20 protein-coding genes are annotated in these 21,972 nt (G+C 56.8%); 11 read left to right on the forward strand and 9 right to left on the reverse strand.

Going from position 1 to position 21,972, the window contains the following annotated elements; all coding sequences use genetic code 11:
* Nucleotides 1–2 precede the first annotated feature (2 nt).
* Both Q4G72_RS08140 and Q4G72_RS08145 read left to right on the forward strand, forming a co-directional pair.
* Nucleotides 3–1,052, forward strand: a complete 1,050-nt coding sequence (locus Q4G72_RS08140) for a UDP-glucose--hexose-1-phosphate uridylyltransferase (protein WP_303310922.1) — start codon at nucleotides 3–5, stop codon at nucleotides 1,050–1,052.
* 17 nt (nucleotides 1,053–1,069) lie between these two features.
* Nucleotides 1,070–2,455 (forward strand): cytochrome P450, encoded by a 1,386-nt coding sequence (locus tag Q4G72_RS08145; protein WP_303310923.1) that lies wholly within the window; start codon nucleotides 1,070–1,072, stop codon nucleotides 2,453–2,455.
* 13 nt (nucleotides 2,456–2,468) lie between these two features.
* Here Q4G72_RS08145 and Q4G72_RS08150 read toward each other — a convergent pair whose 3' ends face one another.
* Complete coding sequence (locus Q4G72_RS08150) at nucleotides 2,469–3,593, reverse strand: MBL fold metallo-hydrolase (RefSeq protein WP_303310924.1); 1,125 nt, start codon at nucleotides 3,591–3,593, stop codon at nucleotides 2,469–2,471.
* A 123-nt stretch (nucleotides 3,594–3,716) separates the two neighbouring features.
* Between Q4G72_RS08150 and Q4G72_RS08155 the strand changes: the two genes are divergently transcribed.
* Nucleotides 3,717–4,283, forward strand: coding sequence for a GNAT family N-acetyltransferase (locus Q4G72_RS08155; protein ID WP_303310925.1), 567 nt, complete (start codon nucleotides 3,717–3,719; stop codon nucleotides 4,281–4,283).
* 78 nt (nucleotides 4,284–4,361) lie between these two features.
* Here Q4G72_RS08155 and Q4G72_RS08160 read toward each other — a convergent pair whose 3' ends face one another.
* Nucleotides 4,362–5,663, reverse strand: a complete 1,302-nt coding sequence (locus Q4G72_RS08160; RefSeq protein ID WP_303310926.1) for a TlpA disulfide reductase family protein — start codon at nucleotides 5,661–5,663, stop codon at nucleotides 4,362–4,364.
* Between the two features lie 215 nt (nucleotides 5,664–5,878).
* Here Q4G72_RS08160 and Q4G72_RS08165 point away from each other — a divergent pair, with 215 nt between their 5' ends.
* Complete coding sequence (locus Q4G72_RS08165; protein WP_303310927.1) at nucleotides 5,879–8,173, forward strand: aconitate hydratase; 2,295 nt, start codon at nucleotides 5,879–5,881, stop codon at nucleotides 8,171–8,173.
* A gap of 95 nt (nucleotides 8,174–8,268) precedes the next feature.
* A complete protein-coding gene (locus Q4G72_RS08170) occupies nucleotides 8,269–9,396 on the forward strand; it encodes an acyltransferase family protein (RefSeq protein WP_303310928.1) in 1,128 nt (375 codons plus the stop codon).
* A gap of 318 nt (nucleotides 9,397–9,714) precedes the next feature.
* Here Q4G72_RS08170 and Q4G72_RS08175 read toward each other — a convergent pair whose 3' ends face one another.
* On the reverse strand, nucleotides 9,715–10,128 hold the full coding sequence (locus Q4G72_RS08175) for a hypothetical protein (protein ID WP_303310929.1): 414 nt from the start codon (nucleotides 10,126–10,128) through the stop codon (nucleotides 9,715–9,717).
* Nucleotides 10,129–10,186: 58 nt separating this feature from the next.
* Between Q4G72_RS08175 and Q4G72_RS08180 the strand changes: the two genes are divergently transcribed.
* Both Q4G72_RS08180 and Q4G72_RS08185 read left to right on the forward strand, forming a co-directional pair.
* The gene (locus tag Q4G72_RS08180; RefSeq protein WP_303310930.1) at nucleotides 10,187–10,720 is read left to right on the forward strand and encodes a metal-dependent hydrolase; all 534 of its coding nucleotides are present in this window, start codon (nucleotides 10,187–10,189) and stop codon (nucleotides 10,718–10,720) included.
* 60 nt (nucleotides 10,721–10,780) lie between these two features.
* Complete coding sequence (locus Q4G72_RS08185) at nucleotides 10,781–11,470, forward strand: TIGR02117 family protein (RefSeq protein WP_303310931.1); 690 nt, start codon at nucleotides 10,781–10,783, stop codon at nucleotides 11,468–11,470.
* Nucleotides 11,471–11,588: 118 nt separating this feature from the next.
* Here the strand turns inward: Q4G72_RS08185 and Q4G72_RS08190 are convergent, their stop codons facing one another.
* Nucleotides 11,589–11,837, reverse strand: coding sequence for a hypothetical protein (locus Q4G72_RS08190; protein ID WP_303310932.1), 249 nt, complete (start codon nucleotides 11,835–11,837; stop codon nucleotides 11,589–11,591).
* A 219-nt stretch (nucleotides 11,838–12,056) separates the two neighbouring features.
* Between Q4G72_RS08190 and Q4G72_RS08195 the strand changes: the two genes are divergently transcribed.
* Together Q4G72_RS08195 and Q4G72_RS08200 are read left to right on the forward strand one after the other, a co-directional pair.
* Nucleotides 12,057–12,497, forward strand: coding sequence for a LexA family protein (locus tag Q4G72_RS08195; protein WP_303310933.1), 441 nt, complete (start codon nucleotides 12,057–12,059; stop codon nucleotides 12,495–12,497).
* 13 nt (nucleotides 12,498–12,510) lie between these two features.
* Nucleotides 12,511–13,803: a Y-family DNA polymerase gene (locus Q4G72_RS08200; RefSeq protein ID WP_303310934.1), complete on the forward strand. Its 1,293-nt coding sequence runs from the start codon at nucleotides 12,511–12,513 to the stop codon at nucleotides 13,801–13,803.
* Between the two features lie 6 nt (nucleotides 13,804–13,809).
* Here Q4G72_RS08200 and Q4G72_RS08205 read toward each other — a convergent pair whose 3' ends face one another.
* On the reverse strand, nucleotides 13,810–16,665 hold the full coding sequence (locus Q4G72_RS08205; RefSeq protein WP_303310935.1) for a S8 family peptidase: 2,856 nt from the start codon (nucleotides 16,663–16,665) through the stop codon (nucleotides 13,810–13,812).
* Nucleotides 16,666–16,797: 132 nt separating this feature from the next.
* Between Q4G72_RS08205 and paaN the strand changes: the two genes are divergently transcribed.
* Nucleotides 16,798–18,465: a phenylacetic acid degradation protein PaaN gene (gene paaN, locus Q4G72_RS08210; protein ID WP_303310936.1), complete on the forward strand. Its 1,668-nt coding sequence runs from the start codon at nucleotides 16,798–16,800 to the stop codon at nucleotides 18,463–18,465.
* A gap of 84 nt (nucleotides 18,466–18,549) precedes the next feature.
* Here paaN and Q4G72_RS08215 read toward each other — a convergent pair whose 3' ends face one another.
* Nucleotides 18,550–18,798 carry a hypothetical protein gene (locus Q4G72_RS08215; protein ID WP_303310937.1) on the reverse strand — a complete coding sequence of 83 codons (249 nt, stop codon included), beginning with the start codon at nucleotides 18,796–18,798 and terminating at the stop codon, nucleotides 18,550–18,552.
* A 205-nt stretch (nucleotides 18,799–19,003) separates the two neighbouring features.
* Nucleotides 19,004–19,327 carry a hypothetical protein gene (locus Q4G72_RS08220; RefSeq protein ID WP_303310938.1) on the reverse strand — a complete coding sequence of 108 codons (324 nt, stop codon included), beginning with the start codon at nucleotides 19,325–19,327 and terminating at the stop codon, nucleotides 19,004–19,006.
* 162 nt (nucleotides 19,328–19,489) lie between these two features.
* Here Q4G72_RS08220 and Q4G72_RS08225 point away from each other — a divergent pair, with 162 nt between their 5' ends.
* The gene (locus Q4G72_RS08225) at nucleotides 19,490–19,948 is read left to right on the forward strand and encodes an energy transducer TonB (protein ID WP_303310939.1); all 459 of its coding nucleotides are present in this window, start codon (nucleotides 19,490–19,492) and stop codon (nucleotides 19,946–19,948) included.
* 18 nt (nucleotides 19,949–19,966) lie between these two features.
* On the opposite strand, the gene Q4G72_RS08230 is transcribed toward Q4G72_RS08225, so the two are convergent.
* Nucleotides 19,967–20,524 carry a hypothetical protein gene (locus Q4G72_RS08230; protein WP_303310940.1) on the reverse strand — a complete coding sequence of 186 codons (558 nt, stop codon included), beginning with the start codon at nucleotides 20,522–20,524 and terminating at the stop codon, nucleotides 19,967–19,969.
* A gap of 73 nt (nucleotides 20,525–20,597) precedes the next feature.
* Entirely contained in the window at nucleotides 20,598–21,884 is a 1,287-nt protein-coding gene (locus Q4G72_RS08235; protein WP_303310941.1) for a dicarboxylate/amino acid:cation symporter, read from the reverse strand.
* Nucleotides 21,885–21,972 lie beyond the last annotated feature (88 nt).

Below are 21,972 nucleotides of genomic sequence, written 5' to 3' on the forward strand. Positions count from 1 at the left end.
CTATGTCTGGATTTGATACAACGGAGCACCCGCACCGTCGGTTTAATGCCCTGAAGGGGGAATGGGTACTGGTGTCGCCGCACCGTTCCAAGCGCCCCTGGCAGGGCCAGCAGGAGGCCCCGGAAGGGGAGCAGCGCCCCGCCTATGATCCTAGCTGCTACCTGTGCCCCGGCAACACCCGCGCCAACGGCGAAATCAACCCCGCCTACGATTCCACTTTCGTCTTCACCAATGACTTTGCGGCCCTGCAGGAGCAGGTGCCCGTGGGCGGCGTCAACGAAGGCGGCCTGCTGCGCGCCGAAGCGGAATCAGGTGTCTGCCGGGTTATCTGCTTCTCGCCGCGCCATGATTTAACGTTGCCGGAAATGACGACGCCGGCCATTCGGCAGGTAGTAGATTTGTGGGTAGATGAGTTCCGCACGCTGGGCGCCCGGCCGGATATCAATTACGTCCAGATCTTCGAGAACAAAGGCCAGATGATGGGCTGCTCGAACCCGCACCCGCACGGGCAAATCTGGGCGCAGCGCACCGTACCCATGGAGCCGGCCAAGGAAAGCACGGAGCAGCTGGCCTATTTCCAGCAACACCAGCGCACCCTGCTGGCCGACTATCTGGCCATAGAGCTGGAAAAGCAGGAGCGGATTGTAATTGAGAATGCACACTTTGTGGTGCTGGTGCCCTTCTGGGCCGTTTGGCCTTTCGAAACGCTGCTGATTGCGCGCCGCCCCGTGCAGGACATCACCCAGCTCACGGATGAGGAGCGGGAGGCGCTGGCCGATATTATCCGCCGCCTCACCATTCGCTACGACAACCTCTTCCAGATTTCCTTCCCCTATTCAGCCGGCCTGCACCAGCGGCCCACCGATGGAGAGGATCATCCGGAATGGCATCTGCACATGCATTTCTACCCGCCGCTGCTGCGCTCGGCTACCGTGCGCAAGTTCATGGTGGGGTATGAAATGCTGGGCGACCCTCAGCGGGATATTACGCCCGAGTTCAGCGCCGGCCGCCTGCGCGACATGTCAGAAGTGCATTACAAGCAGGTGCAATAGAGAAGAATGTTTCGGTGATGGAAACCCGGGCATCCGATACTGCTACCCCGTTTCCCTGGGTACCGCGCTGGCGCACGCTGCTGTCCTCGGTAGCCATGGCCCGCGACCCTCTCGGTAACCTCGACCGCGCGCATGCTTATCACGGCGACACGGTGGGTATGCACTTGGGTGGCGTCCGGCCCATTATCGTGACGCGCGACCCGGCACTGGCCCAGCATATCCTGCAGAAAAACCACCGTCGTTACCTTAAGTCTGACCTCACGCACGGCCTCATCCGCTACATTGGCCGCGGCCTGCTCACCAACGAGGGCGCCGACTGGCTCCGGCAGCGCCGTCTGATTCAGCCTGGCTTTCACCGCCAGCGTCTGGCGGGCCTCACGCGGCTGATGCTGGCGGCCGCCGAGGAGTGGACCCAGGAGCTGCGCCAGCGCATCGCTGCCGGGCCGGCATTAGTGGATATTCATGAGGCTATGACGCGCGTGGCCTTCCGCATTATTGCGCAGGCCACCTTCGGGACCAGCATGGGCGAGGCGGAGCGGGAGCGGCTTTCGGAAATTCTTACCCGGATTCAGGCTTTTTACGTGCGCACCATTCGGCAGCCCTACCTGCGGCCCTGGTGGACTATAACCGGCGGCTACCGCTACCACGATGCTCTGAGCCGGGAATTGCGTGAACTGGTGCGCGGCTACATCCGGCAGCGTCGTGCCGCCCCGGACCACCAAACCCACGACGACCTGCTGCAAATGCTGCTGGACGTGCGCTACGAGGATACCGGCGAGCCCATGACGGAGGATCAGCTGCTGGATGAAGCAAATATTTTATTGCTGGCCGGCCACGAAACCTCTGCTAATGCCCTCAGCTGGCTGTTCTACCTACTGGCGGCAAACCCAGAAAAAGCCACGAAGGTGCGCGAGGAATTGCAGGCAGCCGGCCTGGTAAATCGGCCGCCCACTTTCGATGATTTGACCCGTTTGCCATACTCCCTGCAGGTAATTCAGGAAACGATGCGCCTGTATCCGCCCGCCTGGATTCTGGACCGCGTAGCCCTGGAAGAAGACGAGTTTCAGGGGCAGTGCATTCCAAAGGGTACGCTGTTTTCCATCTACCTCTACGGCATGCACCGCCACCCGGCGTTGTGGTCAGCGCCAACCGAATTTCGGCCGGAGCGTTTTGCGCCCGAAGCGCAGCCCCCAGTGCCAGCCTATGGATATCTGCCCTTTGGTGGCGGCCCGCGGTTGTGCATTGGCAACCACTTTGCCCTCACGGAAATTCAGTTGGTGCTGCTTGAAACGCTGCGGCATTTCACTGTGGAACTACCAGAGAATATGGTGCCTGCCTCGGTGCCTTTAATTACGCTACGGCCACAGCCGGGCATGCGGCTGCGGTTTCAGAAAGTAGCCTAGCGCAACCCATATTTTACTGCCACCAATGCTCCTGAGGCAGCGGGCCAACCCCAACCGTTATGGGCTGCCCCAGCCGGGGCGTGGTAATGGGCAGCTGCCGCCGCGCCGCTTCCGCCGTTGCCCGATTTACCGGCTCATCCCACGGGTGATTGGCCTCCGTGAAAGCGCCCCAATGCACGGGCATCAGCACCCGGGTCCGCACATCCACGGCTGCCTGCACGGTTTGTTCGGGCATCATATGAATCTCGGCCCATTGCCGGTCATACTGCCCACATTCCATCAGGGCCAGATCAAACGGACCATGTTTGGCGCCTATAGTCTGGAAGTGGGGGCCATAGCCGCCATCGCCGCTGTAAAACACGCGCTTTGTGGCTGACTTTAAGACCCAGGAGCTCCAGGAAGTAGAGTTGCGGTTGGTGAGGCCACGGCCGGAAAAGTGGCGGGCGGGCATGCTCACAATGGTCAGGCCCGGAAGTTGAATGGAGTCGTTCCAGTCTAGCTCCTGCACCTTTTCAGGGGCCACGCCCCAGGCCAGTAGGTGGGCACCTACGCCCAGCGGCACGTAGAAATGCGCCACCTTATCCTTGAGCCGCAGAATGGTTTTATAGTCGAGATGGTCGTAGTGGTCGTGGGAGATGAGCACCGCATCAATGGGCGGCAGTTGCTCCGCTGAAATGGGCAGGATGGGGTTGTAGCGCCGGGGCGTTACCCAGGACAGGGGCCCCATTTTGATGCTGAGCATGGGGTCCAGCAGAATATTGCGGCCACCTATTTCTACCAGACTAGCCGAGTGCCCAAACCACGTCACGCGCAGCATATCGGTTGTTTTGCGCGTGATGCTCAGCGAATCGAGCCGCTGCATGGGTAGGGGCGCGTTTGGGGTGGTACGCTCGGGTTTGCTGAAGAGAAAGCGCCACAGCACCGAAAACGTGCTGCCATCGGTCATGAGCGTGGTGGGTATTAGGTTTTGAAACTCACCGTCCCGGTAATGGCCGCTTTTGGCATAGGCTAGTTTTTGTTCCTTGGTAGGCTTGCCGCCAAACTCGGGCCCCAGGTTGGCAAAGGCCACGCCTACCACTAGCAGAACCACTACCAGTCCGCCCAAAAGCCGCCCAATAAAGCGTAAGGAATTTCTCATAAGGTATAATCCGCTGAAGCGGATCCGTTGGAAGAGGTAGTCGGGAGGATGCGCGAAATACTTTACGACGCCCGCCGAATTAGGCCGCATGTTACGCATTCCAGGGTTTTGCTAATTTGCCGCATGTCCCTACCATTCTCCCTGCTGTCTGCCCCAGCACCCTTAGTGCCCGTGCTGGATACTCCCGACTTACTTCTGCGCGGCCCCCGGCCCACCGACCTGCACGAGGGTGCCGCTATGCATCAGGACCCGGAATTTTATCGTTTCCTGGGTGGTAAACCCCACTCTGAGGAAGATGTGTGGCGCCGCATGCTTTCCCATATGGGCCACTGGGGCATGCTGGGCTACGGCTCCTGGTCTATTGAGGAAAAAGCCACCGGCCGGTTTGTGGGCACCGTAGGCTTTTTCGATGTGCAGCGCGACCTGACGCCCTCGCTGAAAGGCACGCCCGAAGCTGGCTGGGTGCTGGCGCCCCGCCTGCACGGCCGCGGCTACGCCAGCCAGGCCCTGCAGGCCGCCCTGGCCTGGGCCGATGAGCACTTACCCACACCGCGCACCACCTGCATCATCGACCCCGGCAATACCGCTTCCCTGCACCTGGCTAACAAGTTCGGGTATCAGGAATTTGCCCGCGCTATGTATCACGGCGAGGAAATTGTGCTGCTGGAACGCCCGCGCCCAGTGGAATAGACCTGTTTTGACTAAGGCCATAAAAAAAGCCCGCCTCCCCAGGGAAGCAGGCTTTTTTTATGGACTGATGCGAGGGAATTACTCCGCTAACAGCTTGTCGATGGTAGCGTTGAACTCGTCGATTTCCTGCTGGTAATACTTACCGGTGCCGGGGCCCGAGAAGCCGGTGTGGATCTTGCGCACCTCACCTTTTTTATCGAGGAAAATGGTGGTGGGGAAGGCCAGCACCTTAGCCAGCTGCGGCAACGATTTGCTGGCTTCGGCGGCCGATGCCTGTCCGGCCACAGCAATGTCGTAGCCAATGTTCATCCGCTGGCGCATCTTCAGCAGCTTCTGTGAAGCCACTTTCTGATCGGGCGTGCGCTCGTAGCCCAGGCCAATGATTTCCACGCCACGCTGCTTGTTCTTCTCGTACCAGGGAGCCAGGAAGTTGGTTTCGTCCATGCAGTTGGGGCACCACGAGCCGAGGATTTGCACTACCACTACTTTGCCTTTGTACTTGGGGTCGGTGGGGGAGATGCTGCCGCCTTCGAAGATGTTCGGGAATTTGAAATCGAGGCGTTTCTGGCCGGGCCTCATGTTGGTCATGGCGTTAGCATCGGGCAGTTTGGCGTTGGGGTCCAGCGTGGCGGTCCAGGTTTCGTGGCCTTTTTTGCCGCTGTAGAAGTCGCCTTTCAACGTCCCGTTAGGCTGCTTCTCCGCTGAGAACAGGAAGCCGTGGCTGCCATCGAAAGTGGTTACGTTTAGCTTGTTGCCTTCGGCCTGACCAGCCAGGTAACGGTAGTCACCGGTGGAAGTCAGGAACGTGCCGGTTACGTCGTTTCCATTCTGCTTAAAGAGGCCAACGGCTGGATACGTGTCGCCGTCATCCCCTTTGAACGTAACGTTCCAGGTACCGTCGAAAGACTCTGCTTTCCCGGTAGTTTGAAATAATTTACTCTCACCTTTCTCCGCCGAAAACGCCACGCGGTAAGGCTCTTTGCCATCGTACTTTACCCAGGCGCCTTTCAGCTTATCAGCACCGTCCTGACGCACCACCAAGGCAGCATCAAACACACCCATGCGGATGGTCATCGAGTCGCCGGCGGTGGTGATTTCGTCCAGCTTCAGCTTTTCTTCGCCGTTGCGCAGCGTTACCACGGGCTTGCCACCGCTCTGCGAAACTTCAAACAGGAAAGGAATCTGCTGGCCTTGCGCAGAAAGCACGCCGCGCCACTTACCATTGCTTAAGGTAGGCGGGGTGCCGGTAGTAGTACCCGCCTCGGATTTGGCCGGCGTTTGGTTTTCAGTGGAGGAGGTAGAATTGGACTGACAGGCCACCGCGGCCAGCGCGAGTCCGGCCCCGGCTACGGCCTTACGAAGAGAGAAGGCAACGGGCATAGGAAAAAAGTTAGAATGTTAAGTTCGGGGCTAAACTACGGAGGGGTTCCGTTAGTTTAAATACCAACGCCAAATGTAGGTTGTAGCGCACACTTTGTGCGTTGCGCAGCCTGTATGTGTCAAAGCTGCGAAAGTTTTGTGCTTCGCAACAGCAGGTACCTATATTTGCGTACCCTTTACGGGGGCTTTCCCTATACACTTTTTCCCTTTTTGTTATGGCGTTTGACTTAGAAATGATTCAGGCCGTGTACGCCGGCATGGGCGCGCGCATTGAGGCCGCCCGCGCTGCTGTTGGCCGCCCGCTCACTTTGACTGAGAAAATTCTGTACGCTCACCTCTATGGTGGCCAGGTAACTCAAGCGTTTGAGCGGGGCGTTTCCTACGTCGATTTCGCCCCCGACCGTGTTGCTATGCAGGACGCTACGGCCCAGATGGCGCTGTTGCAGTTCATGCAGGCCGGCAAGCCCAAAGTGGCTGTTCCCAGCACCGTACACTGCGACCACCTCATTCAGGCCCAGAATGGTGCCGATGAAGATCTGGCCGTGGCTAACGCCGAAAACAAGGAAGTATATGACTTCCTGGCTTCGGTTTCCAATAAGTATGGTATTGGTTTCTGGAAGCCCGGTGCCGGTATCATTCACCAGGTAGTTCTGGAAAACTACGCCTTCCCCGGCGGTATGATGATTGGTACCGACTCGCACACGCCCAACGCGGGTGGTCTGGGTATGGTGGCCATTGGCGTAGGCGGTGCCGACGCGGTAGACGTAATGGCCGGTATGGCCTGGGAGCTGAAGTTCCCGAAAGTAATTGGCGTGAAACTGACCGGTAAACTCTCCGGCTGGACGGCTCCCAAAGACGTTATCCTGAAAGTAGCCGGTATCCTGACTGTGAAAGGCGGTACCGGTGCTATTGTTGAATACTTCGGCGAGGGTGCCGAGAACATGTCGTGCACCGGCAAGGCTACTATCTGCAACATGGGTGCTGAAATTGGGGCTACCACTTCGGTGTTTGCCTACGATGAAAGCATGGCCACGTACCTGCGTGGCACCAGCCGTGGCGAAATTGCCGACCTGGCTGCCGGCGTAGCCCAACATCTGCGCGCCGATGATGAGGTATTTGCTGACCCAGCGAAGTACTATGATCAGCTGATTGAAATCAATCTGGATGAGCTGGAGCCCCATGTGAACGGTCCGTTCACGCCGGACGCTGCCTGGCCTATCTCCCAGTTTGCAGCCGCAGTGCGTGAGCACGGCTGGCCCGAGAAGCTGGAAGTTGGTCTGATTGGCTCGTGCACTAACTCTTCCTACGAAGACATTACCCGCGCCGCCAGCATTGCCAAGCAAGCCGTAACCAAAGGCCTGACTGTTAATGCGGAGTTCACCGTAACGCCTGGCTCGGAGCTGGTGCGCTACACCGTGCAGCGCGACGGTCTGCTGGATACTTTTGCTGAAATGGGCGGGGTAGTATTGGCTAACGCCTGCGGTCCGTGCATCGGCCAGTGGGCCCGCCACACCGACGACCCCAAGCGCAAGAACTCCATCATCACCTCGTTCAACCGCAACTTCGCCAAGCGCAACGACGGTAACCCGAACACCCACGCTTTCGTGGCCTCGCCCGAAATCGTAACGGCCTTCGCCATTGCCGGTGATTTGACCTTCAACCCTCTCACTGATACGCTGACCACTCGTGACGGCCAGCAGGTGAAGCTGGACGAGCCCCGCGGTGTGGAAATGCCACCCCAGGGCTACGCCGTAGAAGATGCCGGCTACCAGGCACCCGTAGTAGATGGCTCGGGCGTGCAGGTAGTGGTTGATCCTTCTTCCGACCGTCTGGAGTTGCTGGAGCCCTTCAAGGCCTGGGAAGGCACCGACCTGCATGGTCTGCGCCTACTCATCAAAGCTCAGGGCAAGTGCACCACCGACCATATTTCGATGGCCGGTCCGTGGTTGAAATACCGCGGCCACCTGGACAACATCTCCAACAACATGCTCATCGGCGCCACCAACTGCTTCAACGGTGAGGCTAACAAGGTGCGCGACTATGTTTCGCAGGGTGTTACTTATACTACCGTACCCCAAGCAGCCCGTAACTACAAGTCCATGGGTATTGGAACGGTAGTAGTGGGTGATGAAAACTACGGTGAAGGCTCGTCGCGGGAGCACGCGGCCATGGAACCCCGCCACCTGGGCGTGCGCGCCATCATTGTGAAGTCGTTTGCCCGTATTCACGAGACCAACCTCAAGAAGCAAGGCATGCTGGCCCTTACTTTCGCCAACAAGGCCGACTACGACCTGATTGAGGAAGGCGACACCATCGACATCATCGGCCTGACGAGCTTCCAGCCCGGCCAGCCCCTGCAGGCCCGTCTGCACCACGAAGACGGCGACACAGACCTCATCACCCTGAACCACACGTACAACGAAGGTCAGATTGAGTGGTTTAAAGCCGGCTCCGCGCTGAACCTGATTCGTTTAAAAGAAGCAGGTGCTGCTCAGCTTTCGCAGAAGTAATTTTAAATTGTCATGCTAAAAAGGCCGCTTTCCCGGGAGGGGACGCGGCCTTTTTTTGAGTATAAGGTGCTTATCTCAAGTCGAAAACATTGCACATGAGTACGTCAAGCCGGTTACACAGCCTGGATGCCTTACGGTCAACCATGATGCTATTATGCGTCATATTCCACTCTGCATTAGCATATGCCGTGTATGCGCCCTTTCCGGTAAAGGATATTCAAAGAAGCCCGGGCTATGACTATATGCTGGTTTCGCTGCTGACCTTCGGGATGCCGGTTTTTTTCGTAATGGCAGGGCTGTTCTCGCATTTGGTTTATCAAAAGCGTGGTGCCAAGGCTTTTCTGCAGGACAGGCTCAAAAGAATACTTCTGCCTTTCCTGGCGGGTTGGCTGTTGATATGCCCGCTGGTACAGATTGTTTGTAATTACTACAGCGGGCATATTCCGGTTGCACAGTCCCTAGCGTCCTGGTATAATCTCAGTATATACCAAAACTTGCCCACCCACCATTTGTGGTTCCTGTATTATTTGTTTCAGATATGCCTTCTTATGCTTCTGATACTTTTCTGGAGCCCGGCACTATTACGCAGGCTCTATCAGCAGATTTTGCAATTGATTACGCAGCAAGAGAAGAATACTATCTGGTTGATTTTTGCGCTGGCTATTCTGTCTGCTGGCTTTATTGTGTTAATGCAGCAAGGGACTATTGCTACCGACAATACATTTATACCTAATGTTCCATTGCTACTTCTCTATACCGGGTATTTTGGTTTCGGATTTTTATTATACTCGCTTGGGAATAGTATGTATTATTTATTTAGGCAATGGAAATTGTGGCTGATTCTTTCTTTTCCGATTTCCATTGTCTACTTTCTGCTAGTTATAACCTTTCATCTCACAGGTGGTATCTGGCTGCTACTAGCTACTTCGGGTTTTTGTGCCCTGCTATCATGGTTAATGATTTTTGGTCTTATTGGCTTATTTCATAAATATTTTAGTGCGGATAACAAGATAATGGGTTTCTTGTCTCAAGCTTCTTATTGGGTTTATCTAATACATTTTCCACTTGTAATTTGGGTAGCGGGTTACCAATCTACTCTGGATATATTTCATCTGGTGAAATATATAGTTAGTCTATTTTTTTCTGTGACAGTACTGCTGCTATCTTATAAATACCTAGTGCAGTATACGCCTATTAGGTGGTTGCTGAATGGTAGAAAATAAACAGATTATAGTTAATTGTATCTGCATAATAGAGTTGATAGTGAATGATAGTTAGACATATTTATATCATCATAAGGTTGACGCTGTAATTTTTATTTTAATTAGTTAGACACAGTAATTATTGCTTTTATTCGGTCACAACAACAAAGAAATTTATAGTAATACCTGTATTGTGGCTTTTTCTTACAACAGAGTAAATATCTTGTTTGTCCTGTATTACATCGGATAAAAGAGAGCAACTCACCCGTAAAACTTGTCTGGCTGGCAGAAAAATTTGCAGGAATTACTAACCACAGCTTAGTATGCTGTTTGGTCCCATTACTGGCTAGCTGCCGCACGGTGTCCAACCGCCCGTGGGTTCTGTACCAGATAATAGTAGCCTAAAACCAGTAGCCCCGCCACAAAGGGCCCCAACGCCAGATGCTTGCCCGTAATACCCGGCGCAACAAGTAGAGTGTCAAACTCAAAGAACTCACTGATCATCCAGTAGGAGTTGGCCGTTATCCAGAGCACAATGGCCACGTTGTGGGCCCACTCCGAGACTATGTGGCGGGTGCGCCAGGCAATTACCACAGCAATAGTTAGGGTAGGCACAATCATCAGCAAGCCCAAGGGTTTCCAAACCATGCACCAGCTGACATCTTTCAGGAGCCAAAAGACAATGTGCATGTTCTCCATGCGCCGGTAGGACGCCGGTATGCGGTAGTCGGATTCAGGAAAATCAGTGGGCATTGCTAGCAGGAAATAGGAGTTTCAAATGTAAATCCCCTGTGCCTATTTGCGGGTTGCTATGCCTACAATTTTCACTCATGCGGCCGTGGCTGTTGGCCTGGGCCGCAGCCTGACTACGACTAAGCAGCCGGCCGCCTTTTGGTGGCTCACGGCCCTGTGCGCTATCCTGCCGGATTTTGACGCCATAACGTTTCGCCTCGGCATTGCCTATGAAAGCATGTGGGGGCATCGGGGCTTCACACATTCGGTGGTTTTCGCCGGGTTGGTTGGTCTCTGCCTGGCTTGCCTAATGCCGGAACGCTGGCGTGGTGGGTGGAGCCGGGTAGCCCTGATGAGCTGGTTCGCGGCTGCCACAGTTTCGCACCCGTTGCTGGATATGCTCACCAATGGTGGCCTGGGCGTGGCATTGCTGGCGCCGTTCAGCGGGGAGCGGTTTTTCTGGCCCTGGCGGCCCGTGCGCGTTTCGCCCGTAAGCGGGGGCTTCTTTTCCGAGCGCGGTGTGGCTACTTTACTCAGTGAGCTGCGGTGGCTGTGGATACCCACCGGCCTGGTACTGGCAGCGGCCCTCGGACTTCGCCGCTCTGCCCGTTAACGCAACTTACCGGCCCATTTACGTATGAGGGCTAAATTTTGCCTTTCCCAATTGCTTTCTATGCCACACGCCCTGAAGAATGTTTTGAAAAGCGCCGCCTGGGCGGGTGGGGGATTAATGGGGGCGTTGGCCATATATCTGGTAGGATCTGCCGCTCTTTCCATCATACCGGTAGGCAAGCGGAGCCAGCCCTCCGAGGGCGCCATTGAGGCCTACCTTCTCTCCAATGGCGTGCATACCGATATTGTAGTGCCCGTGCGCACCGCCCAGATAGACTGGAGCGAGCTATTACCGTACGCCGACACGCCCGCCGCCGATACCACCCGGCACTACCTCGGCTTTGGCTGGGGCGACAAGGGCTTTTATCTGGATACGCCCACCTGGTCGCAGCTGAAAGCCAGCACCGCCTTCAAAGCCATGTTCTGGCTGGGCACCTCGGCCATGCACACCACCTATTACCACCAGCCCACCGAAAACGACAAGTGCGTTAAGATCTATTTAACACCAGACGAATATAGCCGCCTGATTGCCTTCATCAAGGACAGCTTCGCCTACGACGCGGCCGGGCGGGTGCAGCACATTGAGGGGCATAATTACGGCCAAAACGATACGTTCTACGATGCCCGCCGCACTTACAACCTCTTCTATACCTGTAATACCTGGGCCAACGACGCCCTGAAAGCCAGCGGGCAGAAAGCCAGCCTCTGGACACCCGCCGACACCGGTATTTTCTATCAGTACGGCCGTTAGAGTTAGTAGCGCCGGGGGTTCGGGTTGAGGCCGGGGGAGTAATAAAAAGCCCGGTTGTGGTCTGCCGGGTAAGCAGACCACAACCGGGAATAAAGGGTTGGCGAAATGGGCCAAATGGCTAATTCAGCCACACATCGGCCACGGGCTCAAAGCGTCGGGCAGCAAAAGCACCGTATGGCGCTTCTACATAAAACCCGAGAATATGCACCTGGGGCTGGCCGGTGTGGGCATTAGGCAGGGTGCGAACCGGATAGACCTGGCCACCCTCAGGCCACTCGCCTACATAGTTGGCAGGGCGGCGGGTGGCATCTACGCAGCGGGCAAACTGCTGGACCGGAAGCGGAACGGGAAGCTTTACTTTCGACATATCCAAAGATACAGATATTTGATATAACTAAAAAGTTTAGTGTAATTTTTTATATGGTTATTCTGGTTAAATACTGCTTTAAAAGCGGTTTTAATAGTACTTATAAAATTATGGCATTGCATAGATAATTGACGAAAATGTACATACGAAACCGGGGAGTATGCGGATTTGCTAAATTAATTAGTAAATAGCGGCCATCAAGTACTAATCCACCCCGGTATGAGCCTGCTGCATCTTTACCGTTTGCCCGATGAGCCCTGGCCGTTACAGTTGCCCGTAATCGGCAGCACGCTTTCGGCGGGTTTTCCTTCTCCCGCCGATGACCACTTCGACCCGCCCCTCGACCTCAACCGCCACCTGTTCCGGCACCCGGCGGCTACCTTTCTGGCCCGCGTGCGCGGCGACTCTATGCTGGAGGCCGGTATCCACGACGGCGACCTGATTGCCATTGACCGCGCCCTCACGCCCCGCGACGGCCACGTGGTAGTGGCCGTGGTAGAAGGCGAGTATACTATTAAGCGCCTGCGGCAGCAGGGCCCGCGCCTGTGGCTGGAGCCTGCCAATGCCCACTACCAAAATGTGGAAATAACCGGCGACATGAGCTTTACCGTGCGCGGGGTAGTCACGCACGTAATCCACGCCCTGCCACCCACCTGCTGAGTTTCTTTGGCCTATGTTTGCTCTGGTTGATTGCAATAACTTCTATGTGTCCTGCGAGCGGGTATTTCAGCCGCAGCTGGAGGGCATACCCGTGGTAGTACTCAGCAACAATGACGGTTGTCTGATAGCCCGCTCCGACGAGGCCAAGAGCCTCGGGTTTGCCATGGGCGAGCCCTACTATCAGGCCCGGCCCCGTTTGCAGGAGCATGCCGTACAGGTATTTTCCTCCAACTACCCCCTCTATGGCGACATGAGCCGACGCGTCATGCAGGTGCTTTCTCAGTTCTCACCGGAGGTAGAGGTATATTCTATTGATGAGTCTTTTCTGGACCTGAGCGGGCAGAACTATTTATTTCCTGATCTGACGGACTGCGCACTGGCAGTGCAGACTGCGGTGCGCCAGCAAACGGGCATTCCGGTATGCGTGGGTGTGGCGCCCACTAAAACGCTGGCCAAGTTGGCCAACCGCCTGGCGCGGCACACCAACGGCGTGCTGGTGCTAGCCACCCCGGAACAGCAGGCGGCCGCTCTGGCGGCTACTCCTGTAGGCAAAATTTGGGGTATTGGTCGCCGTTACGCGCCTAAGCTGCAGGCCCAGGATATCCAGACGGCCGCAGATCTGGTAGCTATGCCAGAGGCCTGGGTACGACGACATCTGGGGGGCGTAGTGGGTGTCCGCCTTTGGCGCGAGCTGCGCGGTGAGCTATGCCTGGCGCTGCATGCCGGCGGGGGAGAAGAGCCAGATGCTGCACCCAGGCGCCACAGCGTTACCCACACCCGCTCTTTCGGTCGCCCCCAGAACGGGCTGGGCCCGCTGACCGAAGCTATAGCCACATTTGTGGAGCGAGGGGCTGAGAAACTCCGTAAGCAGGGTCTATCGGCACACCTGCTGACTGTTATCTTAGGTACTAATCGGTTTACGGCCGGTGGGCCGCATACCCAAACTCTGGTGCTGCCTTTGACTACGGCCACCAACGATACCACCGCTCTTACCAAAGCGGCTCTGCGGGCCCTGCGCCAGTTGCGGCAACCCGGTACTGCCTACCAGCGGGCAGGCGTTTTGCTGAGCGGGCTGGAGCCTGCCGGCTGTGCCCAGCTAGACCTTTTTGGCGCCTCCAGTAAAGAGCAGGAGCAGCGGCAGCACCTCATGACCACTTTGGATGCCTTGAATCATCGATTTGGGCGAAGTATGGTAAAGCTGGCAGCCGCAGGCACCGCCCAAAGCCAACAGGTCTGGCATGGACGGCAGGCAAACCGTTCCCCCGCCTATACCACCAGCTGGAAGGACCTCAGGACGGTTGGCTAGCGCTACTTATGGCCGTTTAATCAGCACTTTGCGCGTTAAAACAGCATCCTTGCCCTGTAGCTGCACCATATAAATGCCCGGTTGTAACCCCTGCAGCTGAAGGGTTGCGGTAGTTTGCTGCGCGGGCCAGCGCTGCTGGAAGACCGTGCGGCCTACACCATCCAAAACAACCACCCGCTGAGCAGAAAAAGTGGCTGTAATACGCAGGTGCAGCAAGCCGGTAGTAGGATTGGGGTACAGCTGCCACGCAGTAGGCAAGGCTGGCCGCACGGGTAGCGCTATGCCGTCATACCAGGTCTGGGCCGTGCTGCTGGTCGTGAGCAGACTATCCAGCGTGCCGGCTGCCAGCACGGCAAACGCTACCATGACGGAGTCGCCGGGGGCGAGGGCCGGTATCTTAGCGCCCAGCATGTAGGATACATCGGCGCCGGCAGGGGTATTGCCGGCTGCGCGGTTGCGGGTGCCAGTGGCCAGCATCAGATACTTTTCCGCCTCACTGAATCCATTGTAAATGCGCACGGCCGAGTCGGCGGGGGCGGCATTATCCACGGCGTAGAACGAGGGAGTGCCGCCCCGAAGCAGCGTTACCCCGGCAAAATGCCTGGGGTTCTTGCGCTCAGTCACATACCCCAGGCGTTGCTGCTCGTGCCAGGCGGCTACGTTGCCACTCGGGTTCGGTAGTAGGTCCCAGTCCATAAACAGGCCGGCGTGCAAGGGCTTCAGGGTATCTGGGGTGATGTTAATAAGGCGATACTCCAGAACAATGAAATTACGCCGCTCAGTGGGCTCAGCCCAGGAATAAGCATGTTGCCGCACCCGCACCCCGGCCCGGGTAACGGGCCGTGCCCCCTGCAGCGTGTCAGCAAATACGCCGGCGGCTTCTTCTGTAGCATAACGTGGGGCCTTCAAAAGCTGCACCGGACTCAGCGCCGTAAAGTCCGTGTTAATTTTGTTCTGGGCATTGGGGAGCCGATCAGACACCCGCTTGGGAGAGTTAGCCACCACCAGCGCACCAATAGAAAGCATGGGTACTTTGGTACGGTAGGTTACCCCTTCCCCCAACCAGGGGTTGGCTGAGTCATACCCAATATTTCCCTGACTGGTAAGGCTCAGGCGCAGGTCGCCGGCTGCCAGGGTTACGTAGCCCGGGTTCAGCACAACCTTCACATACTGGTCGTCCTGATACCCATTATCGGCCACAAAATGATAGCGCAGCACGGCAGTAGTGGCCTGGGGCGTTTCAGGACTTACAACAAGCTCAAACGGACTGTCGGCATTAGAAGCTAAAGCCAGCGTGGATAAGCCCGGCACCGGAAAAGTAGCATTGCGCACCGTGAGGTACGGTGATAAGGAAGTCAGGCTAACCCTAAGGCCGCTGATGGGATTCAGCAGGCTTTGCACCTGCACCGAAAGGCTGACGGTGTCACCGGGTTGAAAATAGGTGCGCACGGGGGTAAAGTCTTCGCGCACTACGCGGGCCTCGTACCGGTCCGTGAGGGCCAGAGCGCGGGCCACGTTCAGCCGGCCGGTGCCCAGCTTGTGCCGGTACACGGCATTGCCGGAGATGGTGTAGAGCGAGTCAGTGGTTTGGCGTAGCTGGGCGGCTACCTGGTCGGCGTTGTACTGGGGAAAGCGCAGGCGCACCAAAGCTGCTGCCCCTGCTACCAAAGGGGCCGAGAAAGACGAGCCGTAAACATTGGAAGTATAGGCGCTGTCGTGGTCGAAGTTCGTAGTCAGGATCTGCTCGCTGGGCGCCGTGATATCGACAAAGTAGCTATAGGTAATGTTGTTGCCTTTCCGGTCGTTTACATCGGAGCCGGAGACGGAAATGACATGGTCGTAGCTGGCCGGATAAAAGTCCAGGTCGGCGTTGGAGTTGCCGGCAGCCGCTACAATGACCATGTTGCGGTTCACGGCCGCGTAGGTAATAATGTCCTGCTCGTACTGAGAGCGGCCGCCTACATCACCCCAGGATAGGTTCAGTACCTGGCAGCCGTGGTCGGCAGCATATACAATAGACTCAAAGCCCGCAAAAAAGCCTGTTGCCGTGCTGGGGTACACTTTCAGGGGCATGTATTTACAGTGAAAGCCCACGCCGGCAATGCCCCGGCCGTTATCGGTGCGGGCGGCGGCCACCCCAGCTACCAGCGTACCGTGGTTAAAGCCGGGTAGCTTATCAGCGGTGGGGTCGTTGTCGTTATCGGCCAGGTCCCAGCCCCGAAAATTGTCCACATACCCATCCTTATCATTGTCGATGCCATCAACCGGGTCGGCGTAGTTGCGCTTTTCCTTGCCCTTCAAATCCTGATGAGTAAAGCGGGTGCCCGTGTCAGAAATGCCGATAACAATCGTGGTATCGCCCCTGGAAATATCCCAGGCCCGGTAAGCCCGGATGTTTTTCAGATAGTATTGCCGCGCGGTATTGGCCGCGCGGGTAGAATCGGCAAAAGGGTCGTTGGGCTGATAGAGGGGCCGGCGCTGGTAGAGTGGCTCCACGTACTCAAAAACGCCGGTTTGCAGCAGCTGCTGGCGTACCTTCTCAAACGGCTGCCCGGCAGGATAACGCACCTGGTAAATCTGGCGCAGATCTACTCCTTTTGCTTGTCCGGGGCGGGGCAGCAGAGCCCGGGGATATTTTTGTTGCGGCTGGGTAGCCCCCAATTGTTGCAGAGCTTTTTGCAGGGAGGAAGACTGGAGCAGATCCGCACTGGCTACCCCACGGGCAGCAGCCGGAGCTTTCAGGCGCACCACGCAAACGCCCGGCATAGCAGCCGGGGCCGCCTGAGCCCGTGAGGGCGCGGGTACCACCAGCGCACCGCCCAGAAGCAAGACCAGCAAGAGGAAGCGTAGCGGTGGAAGCATAAGCTGGGTAGGTTCGGGGGGATTTGTAAATTTAAGCTTTCGGAGCAGTACTTTGCGTCCGCTATACGGGGTTTTCGACCAACCCGATAAACCGCCCGATCAATACTTTACCCGCTTCTTCCCACCTGAATTATGACGGAAACCACCCGCAAACACCAAGCCACCCTCGACACCGCCGTGAAGGCCCTTCACGGCCGCACGTTCTTTGCCGCTTTCCCCGAAAATCCCTCCCCCGAAATCTACGGGGCTGATGCCGACCAGCAGGGTCGGGAGAAATTCCAGGCCCTGCGCGGCCAGCGCTTTACCGAACTGTTGCAGGGCGAGCCTGAGCAGTGGGTGGGCCAGGAGGAGTCGCCCTACGAGCAGCAGCCCCTGGGCATTACTTACCCTTTTTACTCGCCGGAAACCCTGGTGCAGCGCGCCGAAGAAGCCTTTACGGAGTGGCGCAAGCTGAAGCCCGCTCAGCGCGCGGCGCTGCTCACCGAGAGCCTGGACGGCATGCGCCAGCGCTTCTTTGAAATTGCTTATGCCACCATGCACACCACGGGGCAGGCTTACATGATGTCGTTCCAGGCCAGCGGCCCGCACGCCGCCGACCGCGCCCTGGAGGCCATTGCTGCCGGCTACGAGGAGCAGACCCGCTTTCCCGAGGAAACTCGCTGGGAGAAGCCCATGGGTAAATATAGCATCACCCTGCACAAAACCTGGCGCGCCGTTCCCAAAGGCGTAGCGCTGGTGATTGGCTGCTCCACGTTCCCTACCTGGAACACGGTGCCCGGCATGTTCGCCTCCCTGGTTACCGGCAACCCGGTCATCGTGAAGCCGCACCCCAAAGCTGTGCTGCCCATTGCAATAGTTATTGCGGAGGTGCAGAAAGTACTGAAAGACCACGGCTTGAACCCCAACATCTGCCAGCTGGCCGTGGATGCCAACGACCGTCTCATCACGAAAGACCTGGCCGAAAACCCCGCCGTGAAGCTGATAGACTACACTGGCGGTTCGCAGTTCGGCGAGTACATCGAAAGCCTGAAGGGCAAAACGGTTTTCACGGAGAAAACCGGCGTGAACAGCATTATTCTGGATAGCTGCGACGACCTGGACAAAGTCGCGCAGAACCTGGCTTTCTCCGTGAGTTTGTACTCCGGCCAAATGTGCACGGCCCCGCAAAACTTTTTCGTGCCGGCTGCCGGCGTGAAAGTAGGTGGCCAGCAGGTACCCTATGAGGAAGTAGTACAGAAACTGGCCGCGGCTGTAACGGGCCTGGCTACCAACCCCAAGGTGGGGCCCCACGTGTTTGGCGCTATCCAGAATCCGGCTACGCACGAACGGGTGCAGCAACTCAGCCTGGATGGGGGCCGCAAGGTACTGGCCCACGGCAGTGTTGATAATCCTCAGTTTCAGAATGCCCGCACCTGCTCGCCCAGCATCCACGAAACCAGCTCCGACAAAGTAGAGCAGTTCAGCCAGGAGCTGTTCGGCCCTATTATGCTGGTAATTAAGACCAAAGACACGCAGGAAAGCATTCATCTGGCGGCCAAGCTGGCCAAGGAGCACGGGGCTATTTCCTGCGGTGCCTATACCACCGACCCCGAGATTAAGGAGCAGATTATGGATGAGATGAGCCTGGCTGGTACGCCCGTTAGCTTCAACCTCACCGGCGGCATTTACGTGAATCAGAATGCCGGCTTCTCTGACTTCCACGTGACGGGCGGCAACCCGGCCGGTAATGCTTCCTTCACCAACCCCGAGTTCGTGATTAAGCGCTTTACCTGGGTTGGCTTCCGCGAGCCGGTAGTTTAGTTCTGCTGCTCCTCTATAAAACAACAAAAAGGCCCTGACGGTTACGTCGGGGCCTTTTTGTTGAAGCTTTTAGTCGTTTTATAACTAGTTGCCTTTCCCATACTTGTATTTAGGAGGGGCTTTTACCGTTTTAAATTTCTGGGGATTATTCGCATTCAAATCAAGACCCAGACCAATAGTAACCGGGTCTTTTTTGGATTTTGCCTTGTTGTTATCCCGCCGTGCGGGGGCATCGGTGGCGTAACTGCGCGGGTTTTGCAGCACCTTGTCCTGGGTGCAGGAAACACCCATTAGCAGGAAAATTGCCAGTAGAGAGTGAGTTGTATAACGCATAGTAGTGGGAAGTAAAGTGGGAGGCCAGCGGCAGCAGGCAGATAGGCTTTGTACTGATTTTGGAAGGGAAAGGATGTTTGTTGAGTCGATTTTTCTATGTGCTTATTATGGTATACTGGTTGATAGTCAATGTTATAAATACATAAAAAGCCCCCGTTTTTCTTGCTGAAAACGGGGGCTTTTTATGTAAAAACCAGTTGGAGGACTAGATGATATGCCGCAAATCGTCGCGCAGGTTTTCAATACCGCGCCAGATTTCGTCCCAGGTGCTTCGGTCGGTATCGTTAGTGGCCGAGGAGGTAGTGCTAGTTGCCGGGGCGGGCCCCAGGCGCTCGGCCAGCTTGGCTCGTTTCACCTCCAAGGCTGCAATGTGCTCGTGGTAGGTGTGTGGTGAGTTGGCGGTGGTGGCGTGGGCGCGGTTACGCAGGGTTTGGATTTTGCTGTCCAGCTCTTCCAGGGCCTGGCGCAGGTCGGCATCGGAGAGGTTTTCTGGTACACGCATATGGTCGGGGGAGGGCGGATAGGACATGGCAGCAGTATATGAGTCGTTACTGCACGTACTGTATTTTCAGCGGAAAAGATGCTTGATTTCCCGTCAACTTAAGCACAACAGAACCATAATACACCGGTAACTCCCGCCCCTTAGCCGGCCTCTAGCTTTGCCCGGTCTCTAAACCAACCACTTGGGCGTATGCATCGGCATTTTCTACTTCTCTTACTATTGCTGTTCTGTGCTGGTAAGCTGCGCGCCCAGAAATCGAAGTCTATGGTAACCCTAGCTACCAACACCGCAGTGGCGCAACCCGAGCCAGCACTGATAGTGGCTGCGCCTATTGTGTATCTGATGGCCGATCAGATGCCGGTCTTTCCGGGTGGAGAGCGAGGCTTTCAGCAGTTTATGCGCGAGAAGGCCCATTACCCCGAGCAGGCCCTCGCCCGTGGCATTGCCGGCAAAGTGCACGTTCGGTTTGTGGTAGATGACGCGGGCCGCATCCGCGACGCGGAAGTTGTAAAAGGACTGGGTTACGGCCTGGATGAAGAAGCCTTACGCCTGGTGCGCATTATGCCCTGGTGGACGCCCGGCACCATAAAAGGGAAAGCCGTATGGGTAAGCTATACCATGCCTATCACCTTCCGCGCCCTGGAGTAAAGCAGCTAAAGCGCAGCACTAAGCGTGTTGCATGGATAGTGGAATGCCCAGCTCCCGGGCCAGCGGCGCTGCAGCCGACTGATACAGGTGTTGCAGCAATTCATCGAAGGCGGGGGCCAATTCTACCAGGTAGTCTTCGTGCAGTTTAGAACTCTGCTTCAGGGCCTCGTGGGTGCGCCGGGCCAGGTGCGTGAGCAGGGGCTGGGTAGGGCCGTGCAGGCGCGCTACGGCCTCCGGCTGGTGCCGAAATACATTGGTCAGCAGCCGCACGCTTAGCTCCACTTCACCCATCAGGTCGCCGGTAATTTTAGTGTGATAGGTAAGACGGGCCTGCAGCTGCCGCACTACCAGCAGCAGGTCGTTGGGGGTTTGATGGTAGCCGCGCACGGGGTCATCTACCTGGGTACGCAGGCGCAGGCGCCGGTCTTCCAGGGCTTCGTCGCCTTCCAGCAGGCGAAAGGCTAGCTGCTCGGTGAGCACGGTATCCTGCGCCACGAGGCGGGTCAGGAGCTGGTCTTTTTCTTTTTGAGGCAGGTTAAGCAGCGCTTTGCGTAGCTCGGGGGAGAGGGGCGGCATATAGTAAGAGGGTGGGATATAAACTACACGAACCAGCCTTTTACTAGTTCCCGGCAACGCGGCAGGGCCGTATTTACTGATTCACCCGCACATCAGATTCAGCGTGTACCTGCCCGGCTAGAGCCGCCTGGTTCTTGGCTTCATCAAACTCATTTTCGCTTTTGGCAATCACTACTGTGGCCACCGCATTGCCGATGATGTTGGTAATGGCCCGCGCCTCCGACATAAATCGGTCTACACCCAGCAGCAGCGCCATGCCTTCTACCGGAATAACCTTAGTGGCGGCCAGCGTGGAGGCCAGCACTACAAACCCCGAGCCCGTGACGCCCGCCGCCCCTTTGCTGGTCAGCATCAGAATACCAATAATGGTGAACTGCTGCCCCAGTGTGAGCGGAATGTGAAAGGCCTGGGCCAGAAAAATGCTGGCCATGGAAAGGTAAATGGTGGTACCATCCAGGTTGAAGGAATAGCCCGTAGGAATAACCAGGCCCGCCACCGACCGGGAGCAGCCATAAGCCTCCAGCTTGTCAATCAGCCGCGGCAGCGCCGACTCGGAGGAGGAGGTGCCCAGTACAATCAGGAGTTCTTCTTTGATGAAGCTCAGCATCCGCCACAGACTGAACTTATAATAGCGCGCTACCGCACCCAGCACCCCAAAAATGAACAACGCCATGGTCAGGTATACGGCCCCCATGAGCTTGGCCAGCGGCAACAGTGTGTGAACCCCGTACTTGCCAATGGTGTAGGCCATGCCGCCAAAAGCGCCCAAGGGAGCCAGCTTCATAATCATGCCCAGCATGCCAAACAGCACGTGGCTCAGGCGTTCAAAGGTGGAAATAAGCGGCGCGCTTACGGTGGGGCTCACGCGGGAAAGCGCAAACCCAAACAGCACGGCTATCAGCAACACCTGCAGCACGTCGCCACTGGTAAAAGCCCCCACCAGATTCTCCGGCACAATGTGGGTGAAAAAAGCCACCCAATCCATACCGGCCGCTTTTTCACTGAACTGCCGGGTTTCCTCGGCCCGGGCGGCTACCTGGCTGGTATCAATGCCCGCGCCAGGGTGCACCAGGTTAGCGGCCGCCACCCCAATAACCAGGGCCAGCGTGGTAATCAACTCAAAATACAGCAGCGCCTTGCCGCCCACCCGGCCCACTTTCTTCAGGTTGCCGATGCTGCCAATGCCCAACACCACCGTGAGGAAGATGATGGGTGCAATCAGCATTTTTATCAGGCTGATAAAAACGTCGCCGATAGGCTTTAGTGCCGCGCCTACAGCTGGAAATAGCGCGCCAACAAGAATGCCCAGCGCAATGGCGGAAAGTACCTGAAAAGTAAGGTTGCGGGAGAAGTGCTTCATGCCGTAGCAAAGTAGCCAAAAGCCCAATACCGTATGGCATTGTGGCTGGCTAGTGACATACAAAAAAGACCCACCCAAACGGGTAGGT

The sequence above is a fragment of the Hymenobacter sp. BT730 genome (genome assembly GCF_030542105.1).
In the GTDB taxonomy this organism is placed as follows: domain Bacteria; phylum Bacteroidota; class Bacteroidia; order Cytophagales; family Hymenobacteraceae; genus Hymenobacter.

Coding starts and splice junctions, on each gene's coding strand:
- Q4G72_RS08225 (WP_303310939.1), top strand. CDS start 19,490: ATGCATCGGCATTTTCTACTTCTCTTACTATTGCTGTTCTGTGCTGGT.
- Q4G72_RS08165 (WP_303310927.1), top strand. CDS start 5,879: ATGGCGTTTGACTTAGAAATGATTCAGGCCGTGTACGCCGGCATGGGC.
- Q4G72_RS08150 (WP_303310924.1), bottom strand. CDS start 3,593: ATGAGAAATTCCTTACGCTTTATTGGGCGGCTTTTGGGCGGACTGGTA.
- Q4G72_RS08195 (WP_303310933.1), top strand. CDS start 12,057: ATGAGCCTGCTGCATCTTTACCGTTTGCCCGATGAGCCCTGGCCGTTA.
- paaN (WP_303310936.1), top strand. CDS start 16,798: ATGACGGAAACCACCCGCAAACACCAAGCCACCCTCGACACCGCCGTG.
- Q4G72_RS08215 (WP_303310937.1), bottom strand. CDS start 18,798: ATGCGTTATACAACTCACTCTCTACTGGCAATTTTCCTGCTAATGGGT.
- Q4G72_RS08190 (WP_303310932.1), bottom strand. CDS start 11,837: ATGTCGAAAGTAAAGCTTCCCGTTCCGCTTCCGGTCCAGCAGTTTGCC.
- Q4G72_RS08230 (WP_303310940.1), bottom strand. CDS start 20,524: ATGCCGCCCCTCTCCCCCGAGCTACGCAAAGCGCTGCTTAACCTGCCT.
- Q4G72_RS08200 (WP_303310934.1), top strand. CDS start 12,511: ATGTTTGCTCTGGTTGATTGCAATAACTTCTATGTGTCCTGCGAGCGG.
- Q4G72_RS08140 (WP_303310922.1), top strand. CDS start 3: ATGTCTGGATTTGATACAACGGAGCACCCGCACCGTCGGTTTAATGCC.
- Q4G72_RS08145 (WP_303310923.1), top strand. CDS start 1,070: ATGGAAACCCGGGCATCCGATACTGCTACCCCGTTTCCCTGGGTACCG.
- Q4G72_RS08235 (WP_303310941.1), bottom strand. CDS start 21,884: ATGAAGCACTTCTCCCGCAACCTTACTTTTCAGGTACTTTCCGCCATT.
- Q4G72_RS08185 (WP_303310931.1), top strand. CDS start 10,781: ATGCCACACGCCCTGAAGAATGTTTTGAAAAGCGCCGCCTGGGCGGGT.
- Q4G72_RS08180 (WP_303310930.1), top strand. CDS start 10,187: ATGCCTACAATTTTCACTCATGCGGCCGTGGCTGTTGGCCTGGGCCGC.
- Q4G72_RS08160 (WP_303310926.1), bottom strand. CDS start 5,663: ATGCCCGTTGCCTTCTCTCTTCGTAAGGCCGTAGCCGGGGCCGGACTC.
- Q4G72_RS08155 (WP_303310925.1), top strand. CDS start 3,717: ATGTCCCTACCATTCTCCCTGCTGTCTGCCCCAGCACCCTTAGTGCCC.
- Q4G72_RS08205 (WP_303310935.1), bottom strand. CDS start 16,665: ATGCTTCCACCGCTACGCTTCCTCTTGCTGGTCTTGCTTCTGGGCGGT.
- Q4G72_RS08175 (WP_303310929.1), bottom strand. CDS start 10,128: ATGCCCACTGATTTTCCTGAATCCGACTACCGCATACCGGCGTCCTAC.
- Q4G72_RS08220 (WP_303310938.1), bottom strand. CDS start 19,327: ATGTCCTATCCGCCCTCCCCCGACCATATGCGTGTACCAGAAAACCTC.
- Q4G72_RS08170 (WP_303310928.1), top strand. CDS start 8,269: ATGAGTACGTCAAGCCGGTTACACAGCCTGGATGCCTTACGGTCAACC.